General features: G+C 68.6%; 23 protein-coding genes. 9 read left to right on the top strand and 14 right to left on the bottom strand.

Annotated elements, in window-relative coordinates:
• Positions 1 to 43: 43 nt before the first annotated feature.
• Positions 44 to 622: a riboflavin synthase gene (locus NDI56_RS15745; RefSeq protein ID WP_310920607.1), complete on the top strand. Its 579-nt coding sequence runs from the start codon at positions 44 to 46 to the stop codon at positions 620 to 622.
• Here the strand turns inward: NDI56_RS15745 and NDI56_RS15740 are convergent.
• A complete protein-coding gene (locus tag NDI56_RS15740; RefSeq protein ID WP_310920606.1) occupies positions 619 to 1,650 on the bottom strand; it encodes a PrsW family intramembrane metalloprotease in 1,032 nt (343 codons plus the stop codon). The two genes, NDI56_RS15745 and NDI56_RS15740, sit on opposite strands and share 4 nt — an antisense overlap.
• Positions 1,651 to 1,765: 115 nt before the next feature.
• On the opposite strand from NDI56_RS15740, the gene pdxT reads away from it, so the two are divergent.
• From pdxT to NDI56_RS15725, 3 genes are all read left to right on the top strand, one after another.
• The gene (pdxT, locus tag NDI56_RS15735; RefSeq protein ID WP_310920605.1) at positions 1,766 to 2,359 is read left to right on the top strand and encodes a pyridoxal 5'-phosphate synthase glutaminase subunit PdxT; all 594 of its coding nucleotides are present in this window, start codon (positions 1,766 to 1,768) and stop codon (positions 2,357 to 2,359) included.
• A 36-nt stretch (positions 2,360 to 2,395) separates the two neighbouring features.
• On the top strand, positions 2,396 to 2,692 hold the full coding sequence (gene hisE, locus NDI56_RS15730; protein WP_310920604.1) for a phosphoribosyl-ATP diphosphatase: 297 nt from the start codon (positions 2,396 to 2,398) through the stop codon (positions 2,690 to 2,692).
• A 143-nt stretch (positions 2,693 to 2,835) separates the two neighbouring features.
• Positions 2,836 to 3,198, top strand: a complete 363-nt coding sequence (locus NDI56_RS15725; protein ID WP_310920603.1) for a VOC family protein — start codon at positions 2,836 to 2,838, stop codon at positions 3,196 to 3,198.
• A 6-nt stretch (positions 3,199 to 3,204) separates the two neighbouring features.
• Here NDI56_RS15725 and NDI56_RS15720 read toward each other — a convergent pair whose 3' ends face one another.
• A complete protein-coding gene (locus NDI56_RS15720; protein WP_310920602.1) occupies positions 3,205 to 3,522 on the bottom strand; it encodes an ASCH domain-containing protein in 318 nt (105 codons plus the stop codon).
• Between the two features lie 94 nt (positions 3,523 to 3,616).
• Between NDI56_RS15720 and NDI56_RS15715 the strand changes: the two genes are divergently transcribed.
• Entirely contained in the window at positions 3,617 to 4,621 is a 1,005-nt protein-coding gene (locus NDI56_RS15715; RefSeq protein ID WP_310920601.1) for an NOG1 family protein, read from the top strand.
• Positions 4,622 to 4,734: 113 nt separating this feature from the next.
• On the opposite strand, the gene NDI56_RS15710 is transcribed toward NDI56_RS15715, so the two are convergent.
• From NDI56_RS15710 to NDI56_RS15700, 3 genes are all read right to left on the bottom strand, one after another.
• A complete protein-coding gene (locus NDI56_RS15710) occupies positions 4,735 to 5,448 on the bottom strand; it encodes a DUF2071 domain-containing protein (protein WP_310920600.1) in 714 nt (237 codons plus the stop codon).
• Positions 5,449 to 5,490: 42 nt separating this feature from the next.
• Positions 5,491 to 6,219, bottom strand: a complete 729-nt coding sequence (locus tag NDI56_RS15705) for an SIMPL domain-containing protein (protein WP_310920599.1) — start codon at positions 6,217 to 6,219, stop codon at positions 5,491 to 5,493.
• Positions 6,220 to 6,282: 63 nt separating this feature from the next.
• The gene (locus NDI56_RS15700) at positions 6,283 to 7,560 is read right to left on the bottom strand and encodes a TIGR00341 family protein (RefSeq protein WP_310920598.1); all 1,278 of its coding nucleotides are present in this window, start codon (positions 7,558 to 7,560) and stop codon (positions 6,283 to 6,285) included.
• A 242-nt stretch (positions 7,561 to 7,802) separates the two neighbouring features.
• Here NDI56_RS15700 and engB point away from each other — a divergent pair, with 242 nt between their 5' ends.
• Together engB and NDI56_RS15690 are read left to right on the top strand one after the other, a co-directional pair.
• Positions 7,803 to 8,420 (top strand): GTP-binding protein EngB, encoded by a 618-nt coding sequence (gene engB, locus NDI56_RS15695; RefSeq protein ID WP_310920597.1) that lies wholly within the window; start codon positions 7,803 to 7,805, stop codon positions 8,418 to 8,420.
• A 220-nt stretch (positions 8,421 to 8,640) separates the two neighbouring features.
• Positions 8,641 to 9,330, top strand: coding sequence for a ZIP family metal transporter (locus NDI56_RS15690; protein WP_310920596.1), 690 nt, complete (start codon positions 8,641 to 8,643; stop codon positions 9,328 to 9,330).
• Between the two features lie 26 nt (positions 9,331 to 9,356).
• On the opposite strand, the gene NDI56_RS15685 is transcribed toward NDI56_RS15690, so the two are convergent.
• Together NDI56_RS15685 and NDI56_RS15680 are read right to left on the bottom strand one after the other, a co-directional pair.
• Positions 9,357 to 9,524, bottom strand: a complete 168-nt coding sequence (locus tag NDI56_RS15685; protein ID WP_310920595.1) for a hypothetical protein — start codon at positions 9,522 to 9,524, stop codon at positions 9,357 to 9,359.
• 47 nt (positions 9,525 to 9,571) lie between these two features.
• On the bottom strand, positions 9,572 to 9,916 hold the full coding sequence (locus NDI56_RS15680; protein WP_310920594.1) for a hypothetical protein: 345 nt from the start codon (positions 9,914 to 9,916) through the stop codon (positions 9,572 to 9,574).
• A 140-nt stretch (positions 9,917 to 10,056) separates the two neighbouring features.
• Here NDI56_RS15680 and NDI56_RS15675 point away from each other — a divergent pair, with 140 nt between their 5' ends.
• Positions 10,057 to 10,989: a site-2 protease family protein gene (locus NDI56_RS15675; RefSeq protein WP_310920593.1), complete on the top strand. Its 933-nt coding sequence runs from the start codon at positions 10,057 to 10,059 to the stop codon at positions 10,987 to 10,989.
• A gap of 177 nt (positions 10,990 to 11,166) precedes the next feature.
• Here the strand turns inward: NDI56_RS15675 and yciH are convergent, their stop codons facing one another.
• The 5 genes from yciH to NDI56_RS15650 all read right to left on the bottom strand — a co-directional run bounded on the left by yciH (position 11,167) and on the right by NDI56_RS15650 (position 16,069).
• Entirely contained in the window at positions 11,167 to 11,460 is a 294-nt protein-coding gene (yciH, locus tag NDI56_RS15670) for a stress response translation initiation inhibitor YciH (RefSeq protein ID WP_004516073.1), read from the bottom strand.
• A 54-nt stretch (positions 11,461 to 11,514) separates the two neighbouring features.
• Entirely contained in the window at positions 11,515 to 13,722 is a 2,208-nt protein-coding gene (locus NDI56_RS15665) for a transglutaminase TgpA family protein (RefSeq protein ID WP_310920592.1), read from the bottom strand.
• Positions 13,719 to 14,693 (bottom strand): DUF58 domain-containing protein, encoded by a 975-nt coding sequence (locus NDI56_RS15660; protein ID WP_310920591.1) that lies wholly within the window; start codon positions 14,691 to 14,693, stop codon positions 13,719 to 13,721. Before NDI56_RS15660 ends, NDI56_RS15665 begins: the two co-directional genes overlap by 4 nt.
• Entirely contained in the window at positions 14,694 to 15,647 is a 954-nt protein-coding gene (locus NDI56_RS15655; RefSeq protein WP_310920590.1) for an AAA family ATPase, read from the bottom strand.
• A 155-nt stretch (positions 15,648 to 15,802) separates the two neighbouring features.
• Positions 15,803 to 16,069: a DUF7573 domain-containing protein gene (locus NDI56_RS15650; protein ID WP_310920589.1), complete on the bottom strand. Its 267-nt coding sequence runs from the start codon at positions 16,067 to 16,069 to the stop codon at positions 15,803 to 15,805.
• Between the two features lie 210 nt (positions 16,070 to 16,279).
• Between NDI56_RS15650 and NDI56_RS15645 the strand changes: the two genes are divergently transcribed.
• Positions 16,280 to 16,501: a DUF8024 family protein gene (locus tag NDI56_RS15645; RefSeq protein WP_310920588.1), complete on the top strand. Its 222-nt coding sequence runs from the start codon at positions 16,280 to 16,282 to the stop codon at positions 16,499 to 16,501.
• On the opposite strand, the gene NDI56_RS15640 is transcribed toward NDI56_RS15645, so the two are convergent.
• Together NDI56_RS15640 and NDI56_RS15635 are read right to left on the bottom strand one after the other, a co-directional pair.
• A complete protein-coding gene (locus tag NDI56_RS15640) occupies positions 16,455 to 17,432 on the bottom strand; it encodes a 5,10-methylenetetrahydromethanopterin reductase (protein WP_310920587.1) in 978 nt (325 codons plus the stop codon). The genes NDI56_RS15645 and NDI56_RS15640 overlap by 47 nt on opposite strands.
• Positions 17,419 to 18,192 carry a coenzyme F420-0:L-glutamate ligase gene (locus tag NDI56_RS15635; protein WP_310920586.1) on the bottom strand — a complete coding sequence of 258 codons (774 nt, stop codon included), beginning with the start codon at positions 18,190 to 18,192 and terminating at the stop codon, positions 17,419 to 17,421. The genes NDI56_RS15640 and NDI56_RS15635 overlap by 14 nt, the downstream gene beginning before the upstream one ends.
• Positions 18,193 to 18,283: the final 91 nt, after the last annotated feature.

Here is an 18,283-nt window from a genome sequence, read left to right as displayed (position 1 = left end):
AGAGAGCCAAACCCATTTGCCCGGCAGTTCCCTACCGGAGGGTATGTTCACCGGCATCGTCGAGGCGACGGGTGCGGTACTGGCAGTGACGGACGACGAGGACGGCCGGCGCATCCGCGTCGGGACGCCGTTCGAGGGGCTCGACCACGGCCAGTCCATCAGCGTCAGCGGCGCCTGTCTCACCGTCGAGGCGTTCGCCGACGGCGAGTGGGCCGAGTTCTTCCTCGCCCGGGAGACGCTGGCGAAGACGTTCTTCGATTCGCTGACCGAGGGCGACCGCGTCAATCTGGAGCGGGCGATGCCGGCCGACGGGCGCTTCGACGGCCACATCGTACAGGGCCACGTCGACGCCACGGCGGAGGTCGCGGCTATCGAGCAGGAGGGCGCGGACTGGACTTTCTCGTTCTCACTGCCCGAGCACCAGCGTGACTACCTCGTCGAGAAGGGCTCTATCACCGTCGACGGCATCTCGCTGACCGTCGCCGCCCGCCACGACGACCGGTTCGACGTGGCCATCATCCCGACGACCTACGAGGAGACGACGCTCTCGGAGAAATCGGTCGGCGACCCGGTGCATCTCGAAGTCGACGTGGTCGCGAAGTACGTCGAACAGCTCGCCTAGGACTCGAAGTCGGGGACGCCCGGCTCGCTCTCCGGCTCCCGGGCGACCTGGGCCTCGTTGTACGCCTGCCGGTAGGCGTCGAGCTTCCGCAACAGGAGGACGATGAAGACGCCGTCGAAGACGACGACGAATCCGATGAACGCGACGAACTGGTTGACGCCGTACACCGCCGACAGTATCACCGTTACGGGGCCCGACAGCGTGTTGTAACTCGCGTGGATGACCGTCGCGATGAGCAGCCCCTTCAACACTATCGGGCCGGCGTCCTCGGGGTTGAACTTCGCCAGCCCGAGATAGTAGCCCGCAAACGCCGAGTAGATGACGTGGCCCGGGCCGGCCAGTGCCCGGACGGCCGCGATGCCGCTGCCCTCGTTGATAGCTTGGAAGGTCCCGGTGACGACATCGGTGTTCTGGACGATGTACAGCGCGTTCTCGATGGTGGCAAAGCCCAGCCCGGCCATCGCGCCGTACACCGCGCCGTCGATGACGGCGTCGAAGCGGTCGTCACGGAACGCGTACAGCCTGACGGCGAGCAGTTTCACGCTCTCCTCGACGGGGCCGACGATGAGGAAGAAGAAGGCGACCTGTCCCAGGAACGGCAGCAGGCCAAAGCCCGAGCCCACGAACTGGACGGGCCCTCGAAACACCGTGTTCAGGATGGCGGCGAAGCCGGCAAACAGCACGCCGAGCATGAAGGTTCCGACGAGCAGCGTCAGGGGCTCCTGTGTGGTCACGTCGGCGTAGTAGATGTAGCCCGCGAGCACCAGCGCCGGAATCGCCGACAGCGCCGCGAGCGCGGCAAACAGCGGCTGGGCACCGAGCGCACCGAGGCTCCCGAACGCGATCTGGACCGCCAGAATCGCGATGGCGAGAAGAATCACCAGCCCGCGCAGCGCCCACTGGCCGGCGTAGTACAGAAAATACACCACGCGGTCGAACAGCGACCTGACCTCCCAGTCGGAGATCTCGTAGAGGTCCGCCGACCGGTCGGCGTTGGATTCGACCGGGTCGCGGGGTCGTTCGCCCATGCTGTGACTCTCGGGAGCACGCCACCTAACGGTTTGGCCCGTGACAACCACCTCGGCCGTGACAACACTTCGTCGAGACGAGAAGGTTTTGACAGTCACCGCCGTACAGGCTGTCATGAGCTTACGGGCAGGCGTCCTCGCCGTGCAGGGTGATGTCTCCGAGCACGCGAGAGCCATCGAGCGGGCCGCGGCGGCCCACGACGAGACGGCCGAGGTCGTCGAGATTCGCGAATCCGGCCTCGTTCCCGAGTGTGACGTACTGCTGTTGCCCGGTGGCGAGTCGACGACTATCTCCCGACTCGTCCACCGCGAGGGTATCGCGGCGGAAATCGAGGCCCACGTCGCGGCCGAGAAACCCGTACTGGCCACGTGTGCGGGCCTCATCGTCGCCGCCAGCGACGCCCACGACGACCGCGTCGAGACGCTGAACCTCGTCGACGCCACGGTCGAGCGCAACGCCTTCGGTCGCCAGAAGGACAGCTTCGAGGCGCCACTGGACGTGGCCGGGTTCGACGAGCCGTTCCCGGCGGTGTTCATCCGCGCGCCGCTCATCGACTACGTCGGGTCGGACGTCGAGGTGCTGGCCTCGTGGGACGACCGCCCCGTCGCCATCCGGCACGGCCCCGTCGTCGGCACCTCCTTCCACCCCGAACTGACCGAGGACCCGCGCGTCCACGACCTGGCCTTCTTCGACAGCGTCGAGTCGTAGCGACGCGCTGAAGGGCGACGGCGTCGACATCCGCGTATGAACGACGACACCGAGGCCGTCATCGACGACCTCTTTGCGGTCATCGAGGACCGGAAAGCGACCCTCCCGGACGATTCCTACACCGCTTCGCTCTTCACCCACGAGAAAGGCGAGAACGCCGTCCTGGAGAAACTCGGCGAGGAGACCACCGAACTCGTCCTCGCGGCGAAGGACGACGACCACGAGGAAATCGCACACGAGTCGGCCGACATCGTCTATCACCTGCTCGTTTTGCTGTCGATGAAGGGGATGGACATCGAGGACCTCCGGGCGGAACTGGCCGAGCGCCGGTAACCCCGCGGGCCCTACTGCAAGTGGCGGGCGACGGGCAACGCCGAGCGGCCGCCACGCGATGTGACACGGTGGCAGCCAGCGCACCTGGCAGTTCTTTCCGCCGACACCGGCCCTTTATCCAGACCGGGCAATGCACATTACGCATGCCAAAGCTGAAATTTATAACTTTCAGTTGTAGAAGCCCCGACGAACTAGCCGACTTCTGGGCGGCCGCCCTCGACGGCGACCGGCGGGCGCTCCCGGACGCGCTGGACTCGGCAATCGTGGAGCGGCCCGACGACGGGCCGGACCTGCTGTTCAACGACCACCCGACGGACGAACAGCGGGACCTCCCCATCCATCTGGACGTTTCGGCCGACGACAGGGAGGCCGCCGTCGAGCGGCTCCGGGACCTCGGTGCGACGGTCCGTGAGACCAAGACCGAGGCGTACGAGACCCACACCTCGACGTGGACCGTGCTGGAGGACCCCGAGGGCAACGGCTTCTGCGTGACGGAGTATCCGTAGCGCTGCCTACTCGCTCACGACCTCGAATCTGTGTCGAACTACGTCGCTGTCGTCGTCCCACTCGAACTGGTCGTGGACGTGGTTCAGTCGCTCCCGGTAGGCGTCGAGATCTGCCGACCCCTCTCGCTGTGCGTCCTCGTCGGTCAAATCGCCCAGCGTCCGGTGGGTCACGTCGGTCACCTCGAACCTCTGGCCGTCGATGTCGAACGTGTCGCCCTCGTCGGCGTACTCGTGGCCGCGGTGCATCTGTGTAATCTCGCCCTCGGCGGCCATCTGCTGGACGTGGCCGTTCGGCAGAATCTCGTCGGCGTCGATGTGTGCCATATCGGCCCTTGGGGACCCGACGGACAAAAACGTGGCTCGCTCCCGGAACTCCGATTGAACGACCTTTTACCCGGTGACGGTCAAAGACGCAGCAATGAGCCATCCTTTCGAGAATCTCCCGACCACCCCTCGGGCCGAGGAGATACTGGACAAAGCGTTCTCGCGGGCGACGCGGGCCTCCGGGTCCAAGACCGGTATCGAGGCCCAGCAGTCGATGCTGATGACCGCCTCGAACATCATCTCCGACAACCTCCAGAACGTCGCCACGCAGTGGCCGACTATCGACGAGCTGGACCCGTTCTACGTCGAGCTCGCCGACGCCGTCGTCAGCGAGACCGACCCCGCAGACGACGACCCCGGCATCGACGCGCTGAAACAGCACCTCTCGAACATCTCCTGGGCCGGCCGGAAAGCCAAGGAGATCCGCCAGGAGTACGAGGGCCGGGTCGTCCGCAGCGACGTCGACACCGCCCGGAAGCTCCGCAAGCAGGCCTTCGCCCGGATGGCCGACATCACCGAACAGGTCGCCGGGGACCTCGAAGCCGTCTCGAAGGCCCGCGACGCGCTGAAGGGGCTGCCGGACATCCGGCCCGACGAGCCGGTCATCGTCGTCGCCGGCTACCCCAACGTCGGGAAGTCCTCCTTCGTCAACAGCGTCACCCGCGCCGACAACGAAATCGCGTCCTACCCCTTCACTACGACCCAGATTCGCGTCGGGCACGTCGAACACGAGCGCATCCGCTACCAGCTCGTCGACACGCCGGGGCTGCTCGACCGGCCGCCGGAGGAGCGCAACGAGATCGAATCGCAAGCCGTGAGCGCGCTCGAACACCTCGCCGACGCCGTGCTCGTCCTGGTCGACCCCAGCGGCGAGTGTGGCTACCCGCTGGCCCAGCAACTCGAACTCCGCGACGACATCGAATCGCTGTTCGACGCGCCGGTGTTGACCGTCGGGAACAAGAGCGATCGCTCGACCGACGTCGAGGCCGACCACTACATGAGCGTCACCGAGGACGACAACGTCCAGGGCGTCCTGCAGGCGGCTATCGACGCCGTCGGCTACGAGATAGAACTGCCGTTCGAGGACAGCGAGACCTGAGCGTAGCGACGGTCTCGGAATAGCGAGCGGGGAACGGAGTGACCCGCGGGCAGCGAGAGCGGAGCGTAGCGACGGTCTCGGAACAGCGAGCGGGGAACGAAGTGACCCGCGAGCTACGGGCAGATGCCCTCGACGCTATGCCACTCGTGGTCGATGTGTTCCATGAGCAGGGCGTTGTCGAAGGTCACGTCGTCCGCGGGAAACCGGCTGGACTCGAAGTAGCTGGCGCCGACCGATTCCACCGACAGCGGCGTCACCGACCACTCGTAGGTGTCCAGTTCGATGCCGTCGAAGCGCTGGCCGTCGGACGAGGGGGAGTAGCCCGTGGCCCCGCGCCGGTGGTACTCCGAGGCCGCGTCGACGCTGTCGAAGACGCTCGATTCGGGGATGGAGTCGGCCACCGCCGCGCGGACGTGCATCGACACGTCGTCGGGGCTCCGGACCGACACGTCGTAGCGGCCCGCGCCCTCGTCGACGGTGAACTCGGCGTGGTGGTGGTTGCCAAACGACCGGTCCGCGACGAGTGCGGTCAGCCGCGAGGAGGTGTCCCGCCGCGGGACGAACACGCCGTCCCGGCGCTCGCCGTCGTCGTCCCAGTGGATGCCGATTCGGTGGGCCGCGTTCTCCGAGCGGACCCCGACGGCGGCGGGCAACCCCGTCGGACGGACGCGGTTCAGCCGGAGGAGACAGATGCCGCCGATGGCGTACCCGTCGACGGTCCGCGGCTCGAAGGGGGACGGCAGGACCCCGGTCAGCGCGTCCGCGTCGATGCGGAAGTTGACCAGTATCCGCCGGTCGATGATACCGCGGAGTGACGGCATTCGCATGAGTTACAGTTCGCACGGGGCGAAGAAAAGTCCAGCGGCGCCTTACTCCAGCTCGTAGGTGACCTGCACCGTCGCGCCGACGGTGACTGGCCCCGGCGAGATGTCCGTCTGACCGCTGTCGGCCGCTGTCGCGAACTCGGCGCGGACCACTGGCTGGCCGCGTTCGCTCGTCTGAATCGTCACCGCGTCGCCGACGCCGCGGTCCTCGGCGCTCGCGAGGGTGGTCGCGTCGCCGCGGGCGCGGTCCATCGCCGTCGTCAGGGCGTCCTCACGGGCGTCGGCCCGCGTCTCGTCGCTCAGACTGTAGGTGATGCCCTCGACGCGGTCGGCCCCGCTGTCGACGGCGGCGTCGACGAGCGTCCCGACCGCCTCGACGTCGGTCGTCTCCGCCTCGACGGTGTGGACGGCGACGTAGCCGACCAGCTCACGGCCGCTCTCGCGGTAGTCGTACTCCGGCCGGACGCTGAAACGCGAGGAGGTGACGGTCGCCCCCTCGGCTTCGAGTGCGGACTCGACGGCGTCGTCGCTGAGGTTGTCCCGTGCGGCCGCCGCCGTCTCGCCCCGGCCGACCGCGGCGACGGTGACGGTCGCCTCGTCAGGGGTTCGCTCGACCGTCGCGTCGGCGCTGACGGTGACGGTCGCGTTCTCGGTCTCCGCTGTCGGAGTGGTCTCCGCCGTCGGTGCAGTTCCGGTGTCTGCCAGTGCGAAGCCGGCGCCGCCGGCCACGAGGAGTGCCAGCACGCCGACGACTGCGAGTGGTTGCGTGTCCATACGTCTCGGATGGAGGCCAGTTGCCTTTACCACACCGTACGTTCAAACGCGACTTTGACCCTTTTAGCCTCGTTCGACGACGATATAACGGACGGAAGTCTCGACGTCCTGCCCCGCCGCGTCGTCGACCACTGCGTCGAGTCTGTCGGCCAGTCTCGGCGGGTCCGTTCCCGGCGGGATGCCGACGGTGACGACGACTCGCTGGGGGTCCTGGAAGATGACGGCGTTGCTCTGTTCGACCTCGACGCTGAGGACGCGTGCCGGCGGCTCGACGCTTCCCTCGACGCGGTCCTGTATCTCGGCGTCAGTCGTCGCGCGGGCGAACGAGTCCAGGGTGACGCCGCCCAGAAACGCCGAGAGGACGAGAATCGAGACGGCGAGGGCCCCGATGCGTTTGACCGTCGCCGAGCGTGCGTCGCTCTCGCGGAACCAGTGTTCCGGACGGTACCCCTGGTACCACAGCCCGACGAGGACGGCGAGGTTGATGGAGAGGATGTTCACGAGCACGAGCACGCCCGACCCGAGGCTGACCATCGGCTGGCCCCACGCGATGCCGATGCCGACCGTCGCCGCCGGCGGGATGAGCGCGACGGCGATCATCACGCCGACCAGCGCCGTCGAGACGCCGGAGGTGAGGCTCAACACGCCCGCCGCGCCCGCGCCGAGAGCGACCACGAGCGACAGGAAGTCCGGGGCGACCCGCTCGCGGACCTGGTCGACGCTCGTGACGTCGGCTATCGGCGGCACGACGTTCGCCGTCCGCACCAGCAGCGCGAACGCGGTCGCACTCGCGATGGCCAGCAACAGACCGAAGACCTGCAGCTTGACGCCGCGGACGAACAGCTCGTGGTCGTCGACCACGGTGCCGACGTTGGCCGTCATCGCCGGTCCGATGAGGGGCGCGATGACCATCGACCCGACGACGACAGCCGGTGAGTCCAGCAGGAGGCCCGCCGTCGCGATGACCGCGCTGATGACGGTCATGGTGACGTACGTCGACAGCGACGGCGCCAGCGCCTCGGCTTTGGCGGTCAGCTCCTCGCGGGCGATGCGGTCCTCGTCTTCCTCCTCGGCGTAGCGCTCCTCCAGCGCGTCGAAGTCCCGGGAGAGGACGGTGTTCGCTTCCGTGATGACCGTGTACGTGTCGCTGCTGAGCCCCACGTCGCGGAGCGATTCGAGGACGGGTTCGACGGCGTTCGTCGGCAGCGGGAAGGTGACGACGGCCTCGATGTCTCTCCCGCTGGATTCCTCGTGGACGACGTAGTCGATGCCCTCGTCGTCGAGGACGCCCAGGGCCGCCTCTAGTTTGCCCCGTGGGACCGAGATCTGTACGAGCCGCACGGCTATCGGTCTCGCGCCTGTGGACAAAAACCCGGGTGATGCCGCCGCCGGTCAGAGCCGGCGCACGATCTCGCGGGCCACAGTCATCGGGAGCGTGACCGCGACGTACTCCGGGTCCGTCCGGCTGACCGGACTGCTTGCTGACTGTCCCCGCCTTCGCCACGCCGTGAACCAACTACTGTGGTGGCTGCGGTCCCGACGGAAACTGACGCGTTTTTCCCCGTCGGCGCAGTATCGAGCCTATGTTCGACTCACGCCCGGACCGCAGCGCCGAGGTGGTACTGGTCGGCCGGTCCAACGTCGGGAAGTCGACGCTGATGCGGGAGCTGACCGGTCACACCTTCGACACCGGCCAGCGCCCCGGCGTCACCCGCAGCCCGAACCACTACGACTGGACCGGTCCGGACTTCGTCCTCACGGATTTGCCCGGCTTCGGCTTCATGAAGGGCGTCCCCGACGAGGTGCGCGAACAGATCAAGACCGACGTGGTTCGCTACGTCGAGGACAACGCCGACAAGATTCTCGTCGGCATCCTCGTCGTCGACGGGAAGTCCGTCATCGACATCATCGACCGGCATTCGGGCCCCGACGAGATTCCCCACGACGTGGAGATGTTCCACTTCCTCCGTGAGGTCGGCGTCGAACCCGTCGTCGCCGTCAACAAGATGGACAAGGTCGACGACGAGGACGAGCGCCTGAACGAGCTCTGTGACCGACTGGGGCTCTATCCCCCGTGGAAACAGTGGCAGGAGACCATCGCCCCCATCAGCGCGAAACGGGGGAACATCTCGGCGCTGACCGAGGCCGTCCGGCACCACCTGCACGAGGACGAGCGCGACGACCTGTTCCAGTTCTTCTGAGACCACTTTTTACAGCACGGGTTTCCTTGCGCCGCTACACGGCGCTGCGGGAACCCCGTACTCCAAAAACTTGGGGAAAAACTACCGGCCACTCGCTTCGCTCGTGTCCGGCGAAACCGCGCCTTCGGCGCGGTATGCTTACCGCACCGTTCTGACTGTCACTCTCAGCCTTCCGCTCCCCACACGCTTTCCGCGCCCGCCCCGAACTGTTAGTAGCACGATGGTTCTGGTCCCGGCGCTGTACGGGCTCGGCACCGCCGTCCCGCTCGTCGTCGGTGCCGTGGTCGGCGTCTATCTCCCCTTGCCACGGCGTATCGTCGCGGCGCTGCTGGCATTCGCGAGCGGCGCGCTCATCACCGGGCTGGCCTTCGAGCTGTTCGCGCCGGCGTTCCGGACCGCCGGGTCGGGGCCGGCCGCGGCGAGCCTGTTCGTCGGGACCGGGCTGTACGTCGGCGTGAAGTACCGCGTCGGCTCGTCGGGCGAACTCGGCGGTTACCCGCTGCTGGCCGCCGTCGTCTTCGACGGGCTGGCCGAGAACGTCACGCTCGGTGTCGCGCTCGTCGGCGGGTCGGCCGGTGGGCCGCTCGCGATTCTGGTCGGCGTCGCGGCCAACAACCTCCCCGAGGCTATCGCCGGGGCCGCGGGCATGACCGAGAGCGGGCGCTCGGTCGTGTGGACGCTCGGCGTCTGGACAGGTACTGCGGCCGGGCTCGCCGCGGCGGTCGTGGTCAGCAACGTCGCCGTCGCCGGCGTCGGCCCGACCACGCTGGCTCTCGTTCGCGCCACCGGCGGGGGCGCCGTGCTCGCGTCGCTCGCCGTCGAAATCATGCCCGACGCCTACGAGGGCGGCGGGCCGTCGGTCGCTTTTGCTACTGCGTCGGGGTTTCTGGTGACGTTCCTGCTGGTGTGATACTCTGTGGAGAACGACCCCGGCGACTACGCCGTCTCCGGGTACTCGGCGACCGCCCGCTCGTGGACGTATCCGCTGAGGGCGCCGACCGGGAGCGTTATCCAGAACGTGAACGCGAACCCGAAGCCGCCGAACAGCACCGCGACGAAGACCGCGGTACCGGGTTCGATGACGGTCATCGGGCTGAGGAGCATGTACCCGAGGATGGCGGCGGCGACGAGCGCCGTCGCGCCGACGTAGGTCAGCAGCGTCGCGACCAGTCCGCTGACGGGGCCGGAATACGGGATGTCCCGGGGAACGAGTCCCAGGCCAGCGCGCCGGCGGCGAAGGCCGCCGGGACGACGAACGGCGGGGCGCGCAGGCCGAAATACAGCAGGCCACCGTCGGTGGTGAGCCAGAGCGCGCCCGGACCGGCGGTGACGACCGTGTTCACACTGTTCAGGACGACGAACGCCACCGACGCCAGTAGCGCCGCCGTGGCGAAGGCGTAGCCGGCGCCGATGGAACGACTGTCGGCCCCGGGCAGCCGGCCCGGTCCGTAGCGTTTGCACAGAACCCCGGCGGTCTCGACAGCGGTGGCACTCATGTGTCTTACTACCTCTGGCAGCAATATATTTCGCACGGCTCCGACGTGCAACGCGTATCTATCGCTCCGAGTACTATCGCCGGGCGGCCCGCCACGCTGGGCGAAACACAGTTGTAGCCGGCCCGTGCACGTCCGACAACATGGCAGGGCTGGGTGGACGTATCGACCGCTTGGGCGACCGCATCGAGACGGTCGAGGACCGTCTCAACGCACGCCTCCCGCCGTCGCTGAAAGTCGGCCTGGGTGTGCTGTACTGGTATTCCACCAGAACCTCGGCGCGGTTCGACGCCGTCGCCGACCGGCCCGCCGTCCGGCGCTGGTCGGACCTCGCCATCGCGACCCTGCTGGTCCTGCAGGTCGGGACGCTGGCGCTAGTCACCGTCGCCGCCGGCAACGCGCTCGGACGGGAGCCGACGGCGCTGAACGACCCGGTCAACACCGTCGCGATTCCGGGCGTCAACGACTTCATGCCGCTGGCCTCGACCCCCTACGTCGTCCTCGCGCTCGTCGTCGCCACCGTCGTCCACGAGGGCGGCCACGCGCTGGCCTGCCGGGCCGAGGGCGTTCCCGTCGAGGAGTGGGGCGTCGCGCTCCTGCTCGGCGTCGTCCCGCTCGCGGGCTACGTGCTCCCCGACGACGCGCTCGACGAGGCCGACGCCCGCACCCGGATGCGCGTGTTCGCGCTGGGCGTCCAGCACAACCTCGTCGTGACCGTCGCCACGGGCGCGATACTCCTCAGTTCGCTGACGGCGTCGCCGACAGCGGCTTTCCTCACGTACTTCGGCTGGGCGGCGACGGGTGGAGCGGCCCCGACGGCCGCGGCCGTGGCGGCGCTGGGCCCGCTGACGAACGCCTGTTTCTGGCTCGTCCTCCTGAACGCGAACGTCGGGCTGTTGAACGCGCTCCCCATCGGCCCGCTGGACGGCGGTCGCGTCCTCTCGGAGTCGCTCGCCGCCGTCGCCGACCGCACCGGATACGGGCGTTCCTCGCGGCTCCGGACCACCGCCGTCTACGCGACCAGCGGCGTCGTCGTCGCGCTCCTCGTCCTCGCTGTCGTCGGCCCGTATCTGTGAGGACGCGGGCGTGGCCACTGCCGGAGCCCACCAGTTCAGGGATAACTGCCCGCTGTCGGCACTCGTTGTGTTGGGTCCGCGGACGAACGACGGGAAGTAGAGAAACTGTCGTCGTCTGTTTCCGGACAGCGCCGATCCGCGTCGGCGCCTACCGGAACCCCGCTACAACAGCCCCTCTCAGGCGACGTTGAAGCCCTTGTCGCGGAGGAAGTCCTCGACGCGACCGGTGTGGTTGCCCTGGAGCTCGATCTGTCCGTCTTCGACCGTTCCACCGCAGGCGAACTTGGACTTCAGGTCGGACGACAGCGAGTCCATGTCCACGTCTTTCGGGTCGAACCCCTCTATTATCGTTACCTCTTTTCCGTAACGGCGCTCGTCGATGCGGATGTTGATCTCCTGGGATTCCTTTGCGACGTCCTCACAGACGCAAAGCTCCTCAGGCAACCCGCACGTCGAGCAGACTTCCGACATTACACCGGCCCGTACGAAACCTTCGTATTAAACACTGTCGGGGGAAAGCTCGCCCTACCGTTCGGCCACGATTCGGTCGGCGATGTCGATGGCCTCTTCGGCCGCCTCGGACGACACCGACCCGCCGTACCGGAGCTGTTCCCGCAGCGCGGCCAGCCGCCTGACGTCTTCCTCGGCGCCGACGGCGTCGAGATACGCCCGCACCGTCTCGCCGGCCTCGCGCTGTCGGTGGCGCTCGCCGACGACGTACATCGCGCGCTGGAACGCCTGCTCGATATCTTCTTCCGGGCTCTGTGGCGTCTGGTAGCGCAGCCACAGCGCCCGCGAGACCCGTTCGGGCACGCCGGCCTGACGGAGTCCCGCGACGGTTCCCAGGAGGGCAACGACCCCAAGCGCCGCCTCTTCGCGCGTGGGTAGCGCGGGGAGCTGGCGTCCGCCGCGCTCGGTCGTATTGCGCGCCACAGTGCGTTCGGTCGTCCGCCGCTCGCGCGGGTCCCGCGTCGCTGTGCGGGTCCGCGTCTCCGTGGGCGTCTGTCCCGGCTGGGTCGTCCCGGTCGGCGTCGGCGTGGGCGTCTCCGCGGTCTCGGTCTCCGTCGGCGTCTCGCGGCCGTCACTGTCGTCGCTCTCGGCGTCGTCGTCGAGCTGTTGTCGCTCCGCCGTCTGCCGCGGGCCGGCCGGCGTCGGGTCGAACTGCACCCACCCCCAGTCCTCGATGTACACCTCGACCCACGCGTGGGAGTGGAGCCCGCGCACCTCCCATCGGTTCGGTTCGACCTCCTCGCCGGGGGTGTAGCCGACGGTCATTCTGGCGGGGATACCCTGCGTGCGAAGCATGACGGCCATCGTCGTCGCGAAGTAGACGCAGTACCCCTCGCTCATCGCGTGGAGGAACCGGTCGGCGACGTTACGTCTGGGCCGGGAGACGTCGAGGGAGTACCCCCGGTTCTGTTCGAGCCAGCGCTCGACGACCAGCGCGGTCTGGTAGGGGGTCTCGGCGTTCTCTGTCAGCGTGGCGGTCGTCTCGGCGACGCGGTCGGGGGTGCTCTCGGGCAGTTGCAGGTACGTCCCCTCGACCGCGCTCGGGTAGTCGTCGCCGGCCGTCCGAAGCTCCTCCTCGCTCGCCTCGATGAGGGCGCTCTCGACGCGATAGCTGTCGCCGCTCTCCAGTCCGTCTTCGGGCTGGAAGCCGTCGTGTCGCGTCACCCCCACCGCAGCGTCCCCCTCGTACCGAACGGGTTTCCACGCTGCGGGGACGGTCCCGATGGCCGACTCGGCCTCGAAGGTCTGGACGAGCTCTCGCGTCCGGTCGGCCGGTCCGTCGCTCAGTCCGTCGCCGTCGTCGTAGGCCTCGACGCCCCCGGTTCGAACCCAGCCGTCACCGGTGTAGCGGTCGTACGTCCCGACGCGCCAGTACCGGGGCTCCGCGGCGTCGACGGTGAAACGGTGGGTCGAACTCAGCGAGACCGACCCCTGTATCGACAGCGACTCGCCGGCGTCGACGAGGCTCGCTTCGATGGTCCCGCCCGCGCCGCCGAGGACGGAGAGAACCGTCCCGTCGATACCGGGGATCCGCGAGACCAGCGTCGGCAGGACGACGACCGCGGCTAGCTGTGCCAGCACCGACCGCCGACCCGCGTCGATATCGTCGTCCCCGCCGGTCGACTCGGGGGAGTCATCCGCCGGGTCGCTCGTCACCGGCTCGCCCTCGCTCTCGATGGTATCGAGCGTCCCGAAGCCGAGCCCGGCGACCCCACCGACAACGCCGAGTAGCGTCGTGACGACGCCGGCGTCGGTCGTCAGGACGAAAAAGGAGAGCGTCACGCTGGAGACGAGGACGGCCGTCACGTACCACCGCCGGAGCGCGAAGTAGGTCGTCAGGAACACCGGCGCGGCGACGAAGGAGGTGACCCACAGCCGGACGTTCGCGATCTGGAGGAGCCGCCGACCCGTCAGCAGCTGGACGGTGTCGGCCAGCAACACGTCGAGCGAGGGGTTCGTCGTGAGGTTCGTGACGTACCACAGCAGCCCGAACCCGAACAGGCCCGCGCCGATGACGATGGCGAGTATCGGGTGGAGCACCCGTGCCAGCAGCGCCGCCGCCACCAGCGCCACGGCGGCCACGAGCAGGAACTGCGTCGGCGACCCGACCACGTCGACGAGGTGGTACATCGTCCGTAGCGGGGCTCCGAGCACCAGCGCGACTGCAAGCAGCGCGAGAACCCGCGTCTCGGGCCAGGGGAGACGACCGGCGAACCGGCTCATCCCGCCACCCCCGAGACCAGTGGGTTCTCGCGGCTCGCCGTCAGCCCGTCGAACGGTTCGGTCCGGTCCTCGACACCGACGGTGACCCCGTCGTCGGTCGCGCTCACGAGCAGGTCGGCGTCGGCTTCGCGGCCGCTCTCTCCGCTGGACGCGCGCGCGAGCGCCTCCAGCAGCCGGGTCCGGTGACTGTCACCGAAGCCGGCCGGGACGACGCCGTCAGGCGTCGCCAGCTCGACGCTGAACCCGCTCTGGAGCGCGCCGACGGCGACCGTTGCCGCGGCGGCCGCCATCGCGTCGGCGTGGCCCGCCTCCGCTCGCGCGGCGACGAGCAGCTCCCTGTCGTCGGTGTCGTCGTCGAACTCCGTGACGAGCAAGTCGTCGCGCTTCGCGCTCGATTTCCAGTGGACGTCCCGCAGCGAGTCCTCTGGGGTGTACTCCCGCAGGCGGTCGAACGTCTGTCGGTCCTCGGTGTCACGACTGACGATACGGGCGAACGCCTCGGGTCCCCCGAGCCGGTACACCGGCGGGAAAACGAGCACGCTGTCGGTCGCCTCGACCGTGCCGCTCGTGACGACGAGCCCGAGCGAATCGGTGACCGTCACCTCGACCGGGCCAAGCTGGTGGTCGCCGCGTCGCTCGTAGGTCACTTCGTACTCGACGGTCGCCGGCAGCGAGCGACGCATCGTCGCCGTCCCGCTGATGTCCGCGGGCCTGCCATCGGTGAACCGGGCGATGCCGCTCCCGCCGGCGGTGAGTCGCACCGTCCGGGTCTCGCCCGGGAACCCCCGACGGAGCGACGACCGCTCGATGTCCGGGAGGCCGGTCCAGTACACCTGGACCGTCGCGCCCAGAACGGCGACGAACAGCGGCGCGGCGATGGCCCGCAGGCCCGGCTGGCCGAACTGCGCGCCGACGACGGTGGCGCCGACAGCCACCAGCAGGACGCCGAAGCCGCGAAGCGTCGGCCGCATCTATTCGACGGCGACCCGCTCCAGGGCCGTCGCGACGAGTTCGTCGGCGGTCTGGTCGCTGCTGTCGGTCCGGATCCGGTGCGGGAGCACGACCGGGGCCTCACGTTGTAGGTCGTCCGGGACGACGTAGCCGCGGCCGTCGAGGACGGCCCGGGCCTGTGCGGCCCGCAACAGCGAGATGCTCCCCCGCGGACTCACGCCGAGTCGGGCGTGCTCGCGGGTGTAGGTCGCGAGCCTGGTCGCGTAGGCGCGAATCGGCTCCTCGACGGTGACCTGCGCCACGGCCTCGCGGGCCGCCTGTAGCTCTCCGAGCGTGGCGACGGACGTGAGTTCCTCTATCGGATGATCGCCCACCACCTCGCCAAGCATCGCCGTCTCCTCCTCGGCGTCGGGATACCCCAGCTGCAGCTTCGTCATGAACCGGTCGAGCTCGGCCATCGGCAGGTCGTAGGCCTTGTGTTGTTCGACCGTGTTCTGGGTCGCGATGACGGTAAAGGGCTGGGGAATATCGCGCGTCGTCCCGTCCGCGGAGACCTGCCCCTCCTCCATCGCCTCCAGCAGGGCCGACTGGGTCTTCGGCGGTGCCCGGTTGATCTCGTCGCCCAGCACGACGTTGGCGAAGATGGGACCCGGCCGGAACTCGAACTCCTGGGTCTTCTGGTTGTACACGTTGACGCCAGTGACGTCCGTCGGCAGCAGGTCCGGCGTGAACTGGACGCGTTTGAACTCCCCCTCGACGCTCGCGGCGACCGACCGCGCGAGCATCGTCTTCCCGACGCCGGGCACGTCCTCTAACAGGACGTGGCCCCGACCCAGCAGCGCCGTGACGATGTGTTCGATGGCCTCGTGGTGGCCGACGATGACCTCCTCGACGTTCTCGATGACCCCGGTTGCGAGACGGTTCGCGTCCCGGAGCGCGCTGTCCGACTGTTGGCTGGCTCTCGTATCTGTCATGGGTAGTAACTCTCGACGAGCCCCGGGCCGGAACCCCCGACCGTTCGGAGCGCCGTGGTTCCAGTTACGTTCCCGTTCGGAGCGGGAACATGTAACTCTGCTGGAGGGGCGAGGAAAACTGGACAGAGCCGACCCCTGACAAACGTAGCCGGACGTTAGGCCCGTTCCCAGTCCTTGCATTCGACACAGACCAGTCCACCGTCCTGCTGCCATCGCCGCTCGACAGTGTCGTCACATTCGTCGCAGACCGCCCCCTCGTCTGACCAGGCGTACGTGGTCGTCGCCGGTTCGACGTCGGCCGGTGCTTCCGGGCCCGGGGGGTCCTCGGCCGCGCCCGGGTCCGACTCGACCACCGGTGACTCCTCGCGTCGCTCGTCCGATTCGTCTGTCACGAACTGGTCCAGCGAGGCGTCTTCGCTCATGGCCCTAGCTGGGACCGCACGCGGCAAATAGCTGTCCGCTCTCGACCCGCTGTGGTTTCGTTCCGCGCCCGACCGTTCGGGCTGTCGGCAGAGGCCTCGCCGTACGCTGACAGCGGGATCTTCCGGCTGCTCGTACTCGCTGTCCCGTGGCGTCACACGTCGATATCTGCTAGCGGAAGCACAAAGTAGGGCCGCTCCAAAGCAGCGGGTATGCAAAGTCTCCCGTCACAGTTCGTCCAGAGCATCCTCGACGCGCCGGGGAAGTTCATCGACATCGCGATGGCCGACCCCATCTCCGCGGTGCTCATCCTCGTCGGCGCGGTGCTGGTCGGCGGCGCCTCGGCCGTCTTCGGCTACCTCTCGCTGGGCGCGGTCGTCTCGCTCGTTATTCGTCCGGGAAGCGGTCGATCGCCGCCCCCAGAAGCGAAATAGCCGCCTCGACGTCCGGCCCCAGCGGCGACGCGAAGACGACGCTGTCGGCGTGTTCTCGCAGCGTCTCGGTGCGCTCGGCCACGTCGTCGGGCGTGCCCGCGATACAGAACGCGTCCAGCATCGGCTCCGTGACGAGGTCGAAGGCCGCCTCGAACTCGCCGGCGGAGATGGCGTCGCCGATGTCGCTCGCGACCGACCCGTCGATACCGTGGCGGTCTAGTACGGGAGGCGGCGAGCCGGCGGCGACGAACGCCACCGGCGGGCGGGCGGCCTCCCGGGCCGCGTCGGCGTCCTCGGCCACGCTCACGCTGGCGTAGGCCGCGAGGTCGAACTCGGTGTCGGCGACGCGGTCGTCCAGCATCGAGTCGACCTGGTCGCGGGCCCACGCGAGGTCCTTCGGGTGGGAGCCGTTGTACAGCGCGCCGTCGGCGTGTTTGGCGGCCATCTTCGTCATGTGGGGCCCCTGTGCGCCGACGTACACCGGAACGTCGCCGACCTCGTAGTTCAGCCCGGCGTCGTCCGCCCGGAAGGTGCCGTCGTGGTCGACGCGCTCGCCGTCCCACAGCCGCTGGGCGACTTTGAACGTCTCCAGGACGCGTCGCAGCGCGTCATCGTGGTCGAACCCGAGGTTCCGAATCGTGGACTTATCGCCCGGGCCGACCCCGAAGAGGGCGCGGCCGTCGCTCATCTCGTCGAGCGTGGCGACCCGCGAGGCGAGCGTCACCGGGTGGGTCTCGTAGGGGTTGGCGATGCCCGGCCCCAGTAACACGTCGTCGGTCGCCTGTGCCATGGACGACAGCGCCATGAACTGGTCGCGGTTGTTGTAGTGATGGCTCGCAAACACCGCGTCGAAGCCTGCGTTCTCTGCGGAGACGGCGAAGTCGGTGAGCTGTGCCACTGGGTGTTCCGGTGTGAGTTCAATCGCGTACATGAGACCACTCTCTGAGTGCGTCGCGGACGACGTCTTTGTCGTTCGGGCGGTAGAGCTCGTCGCTCCCGGCGTGGTCGCCGAAGTCGAAGTCCCGAATCACGGCGACCGGCGTCCCGCCGTCGCCCTCGCCCGTCACGAGGTTGCCGGCGGCGGCGAGTTCGTCCACGACGGCCTGTACCGTCGCGCCGAGCTCCCGGCCTTCGCGGTCGTGCTCGCCCCGCCAGTCGCGGGCGGCGGGGATGCCGGCCCAGCCCAGCGCGACGCCGCGCTGGCCGAGCCGGAACGGCCGACCCGACGTGTCGGTGACGATGACCGCCACGTCGACCCCGAGTCGGTCGTCGAGCCCCGCTCGAACGCGCTCGGCACAGTCGGTCGGGTCTTCGGGGAGCAAGAGCAGGTCGGCGCCGGGGACGTTCGAGCGGTCGATGCCCGCGTTGACCGTGATGTGGCCAAAGCGGGTGACCGCGAGGACGAAGGGCGCCTCGGTGAGTATCTCCTCGCTCTCCTCGATGACAGCCTGCGCGAAGCGGGGGTCCTTCTGCTCGCCGGCGATTTCGGCGATGCCGTCGGCGATGCGCTCGGCGCGCTCGCTCGCCGGGAAGTCGGCGAGGTCGGCCTGTCGGCCCGCCGCTTTCGAGACGATGGTGCTCGCTACACAGACCACGTCGCCGTCCTGCAGGTCCGCCCGCTCGGCGACGACCTGTGCCACGTCGTCGCCGCGGCGAACCTCCGGCAGCCCCGCGACCGCGAAGACCTCCATACACCTTCTGTGGGTTCCGCGGGAAAAAGGACGCCGTTACTCGCAAGGCCCGCAATCAGTGGCAACGGCTGCCGGAACTCGCTGGGCAGGG

This window comes from Halomicroarcula saliterrae (genome assembly GCF_031624395.1).
In the GTDB taxonomy this organism is placed as follows: Archaea; Halobacteriota; Halobacteria; order Halobacteriales; family Haloarculaceae; genus Haloarcula; species Haloarcula saliterrae.
The sequence above is the reverse complement of the archived record's forward strand: the minus strand, read 5'-3'. Positions and strand labels throughout refer to the sequence as shown.

Coding starts and splice junctions, on each gene's coding strand:
- NDI56_RS15720 (WP_310920602.1), bottom strand. CDS start 3,522: ATGGCACACATCGACGCCGACGAGATTCTGCCGAACGGCCACGTCCAG.
- NDI56_RS15725 (WP_310920603.1), top strand. CDS start 2,836: ATGCCAAAGCTGAAATTTATAACTTTCAGTTGTAGAAGCCCCGACGAA.
- NDI56_RS15745 (WP_310920607.1), top strand. CDS start 44: ATGTTCACCGGCATCGTCGAGGCGACGGGTGCGGTACTGGCAGTGACG.
- NDI56_RS15715 (WP_310920601.1), top strand. CDS start 3,617: ATGAGCCATCCTTTCGAGAATCTCCCGACCACCCCTCGGGCCGAGGAG.
- NDI56_RS15655 (WP_310920590.1), bottom strand. CDS start 15,647: ATGACAGATACGAGAGCCAGCCAACAGTCGGACAGCGCGCTCCGGGAC.
- NDI56_RS15665 (WP_310920592.1), bottom strand. CDS start 13,722: ATGAGCCGGTTCGCCGGTCGTCTCCCCTGGCCCGAGACGCGGGTTCTC.
- hisE (WP_310920604.1), top strand. CDS start 2,396: ATGAACGACGACACCGAGGCCGTCATCGACGACCTCTTTGCGGTCATC.
- NDI56_RS15635 (WP_310920586.1), bottom strand. CDS start 18,192: ATGGAGGTCTTCGCGGTCGCGGGGCTGCCGGAGGTTCGCCGCGGCGAC.
- NDI56_RS15680 (WP_310920594.1), bottom strand. CDS start 9,916: ATGAGTGCCACCGCTGTCGAGACCGCCGGGGTTCTGTGCAAACGCTAC.
- NDI56_RS15690 (WP_310920596.1), top strand. CDS start 8,641: ATGGTTCTGGTCCCGGCGCTGTACGGGCTCGGCACCGCCGTCCCGCTC.
- NDI56_RS15650 (WP_310920589.1), bottom strand. CDS start 16,069: ATGAGCGAAGACGCCTCGCTGGACCAGTTCGTGACAGACGAATCGGAC.
- NDI56_RS15660 (WP_310920591.1), bottom strand. CDS start 14,693: ATGCGGCCGACGCTTCGCGGCTTCGGCGTCCTGCTGGTGGCTGTCGGC.
- NDI56_RS15675 (WP_310920593.1), top strand. CDS start 10,057: ATGGCAGGGCTGGGTGGACGTATCGACCGCTTGGGCGACCGCATCGAG.
- NDI56_RS15710 (WP_310920600.1), bottom strand. CDS start 5,448: ATGCGAATGCCGTCACTCCGCGGTATCATCGACCGGCGGATACTGGTC.
- NDI56_RS15705 (WP_310920599.1), bottom strand. CDS start 6,219: ATGGACACGCAACCACTCGCAGTCGTCGGCGTGCTGGCACTCCTCGTG.
- NDI56_RS15685 (WP_310920595.1), bottom strand. CDS start 9,524: ATGCTCCTCAGCCCGATGACCGTCATCGAACCCGGTACCGCGGTCTTC.
- NDI56_RS15740 (WP_310920606.1), bottom strand. CDS start 1,650: ATGGGCGAACGACCCCGCGACCCGGTCGAATCCAACGCCGACCGGTCG.
- yciH (WP_004516073.1), bottom strand. CDS start 11,460: ATGTCGGAAGTCTGCTCGACGTGCGGGTTGCCTGAGGAGCTTTGCGTC.
- NDI56_RS15640 (WP_310920587.1), bottom strand. CDS start 17,432: ATGTACGCGATTGAACTCACACCGGAACACCCAGTGGCACAGCTCACC.
- pdxT (WP_310920605.1), top strand. CDS start 1,766: ATGAGCTTACGGGCAGGCGTCCTCGCCGTGCAGGGTGATGTCTCCGAG.
- engB (WP_310920597.1), top strand. CDS start 7,803: ATGTTCGACTCACGCCCGGACCGCAGCGCCGAGGTGGTACTGGTCGGC.
- NDI56_RS15645 (WP_310920588.1), top strand. CDS start 16,280: ATGCAAAGTCTCCCGTCACAGTTCGTCCAGAGCATCCTCGACGCGCCG.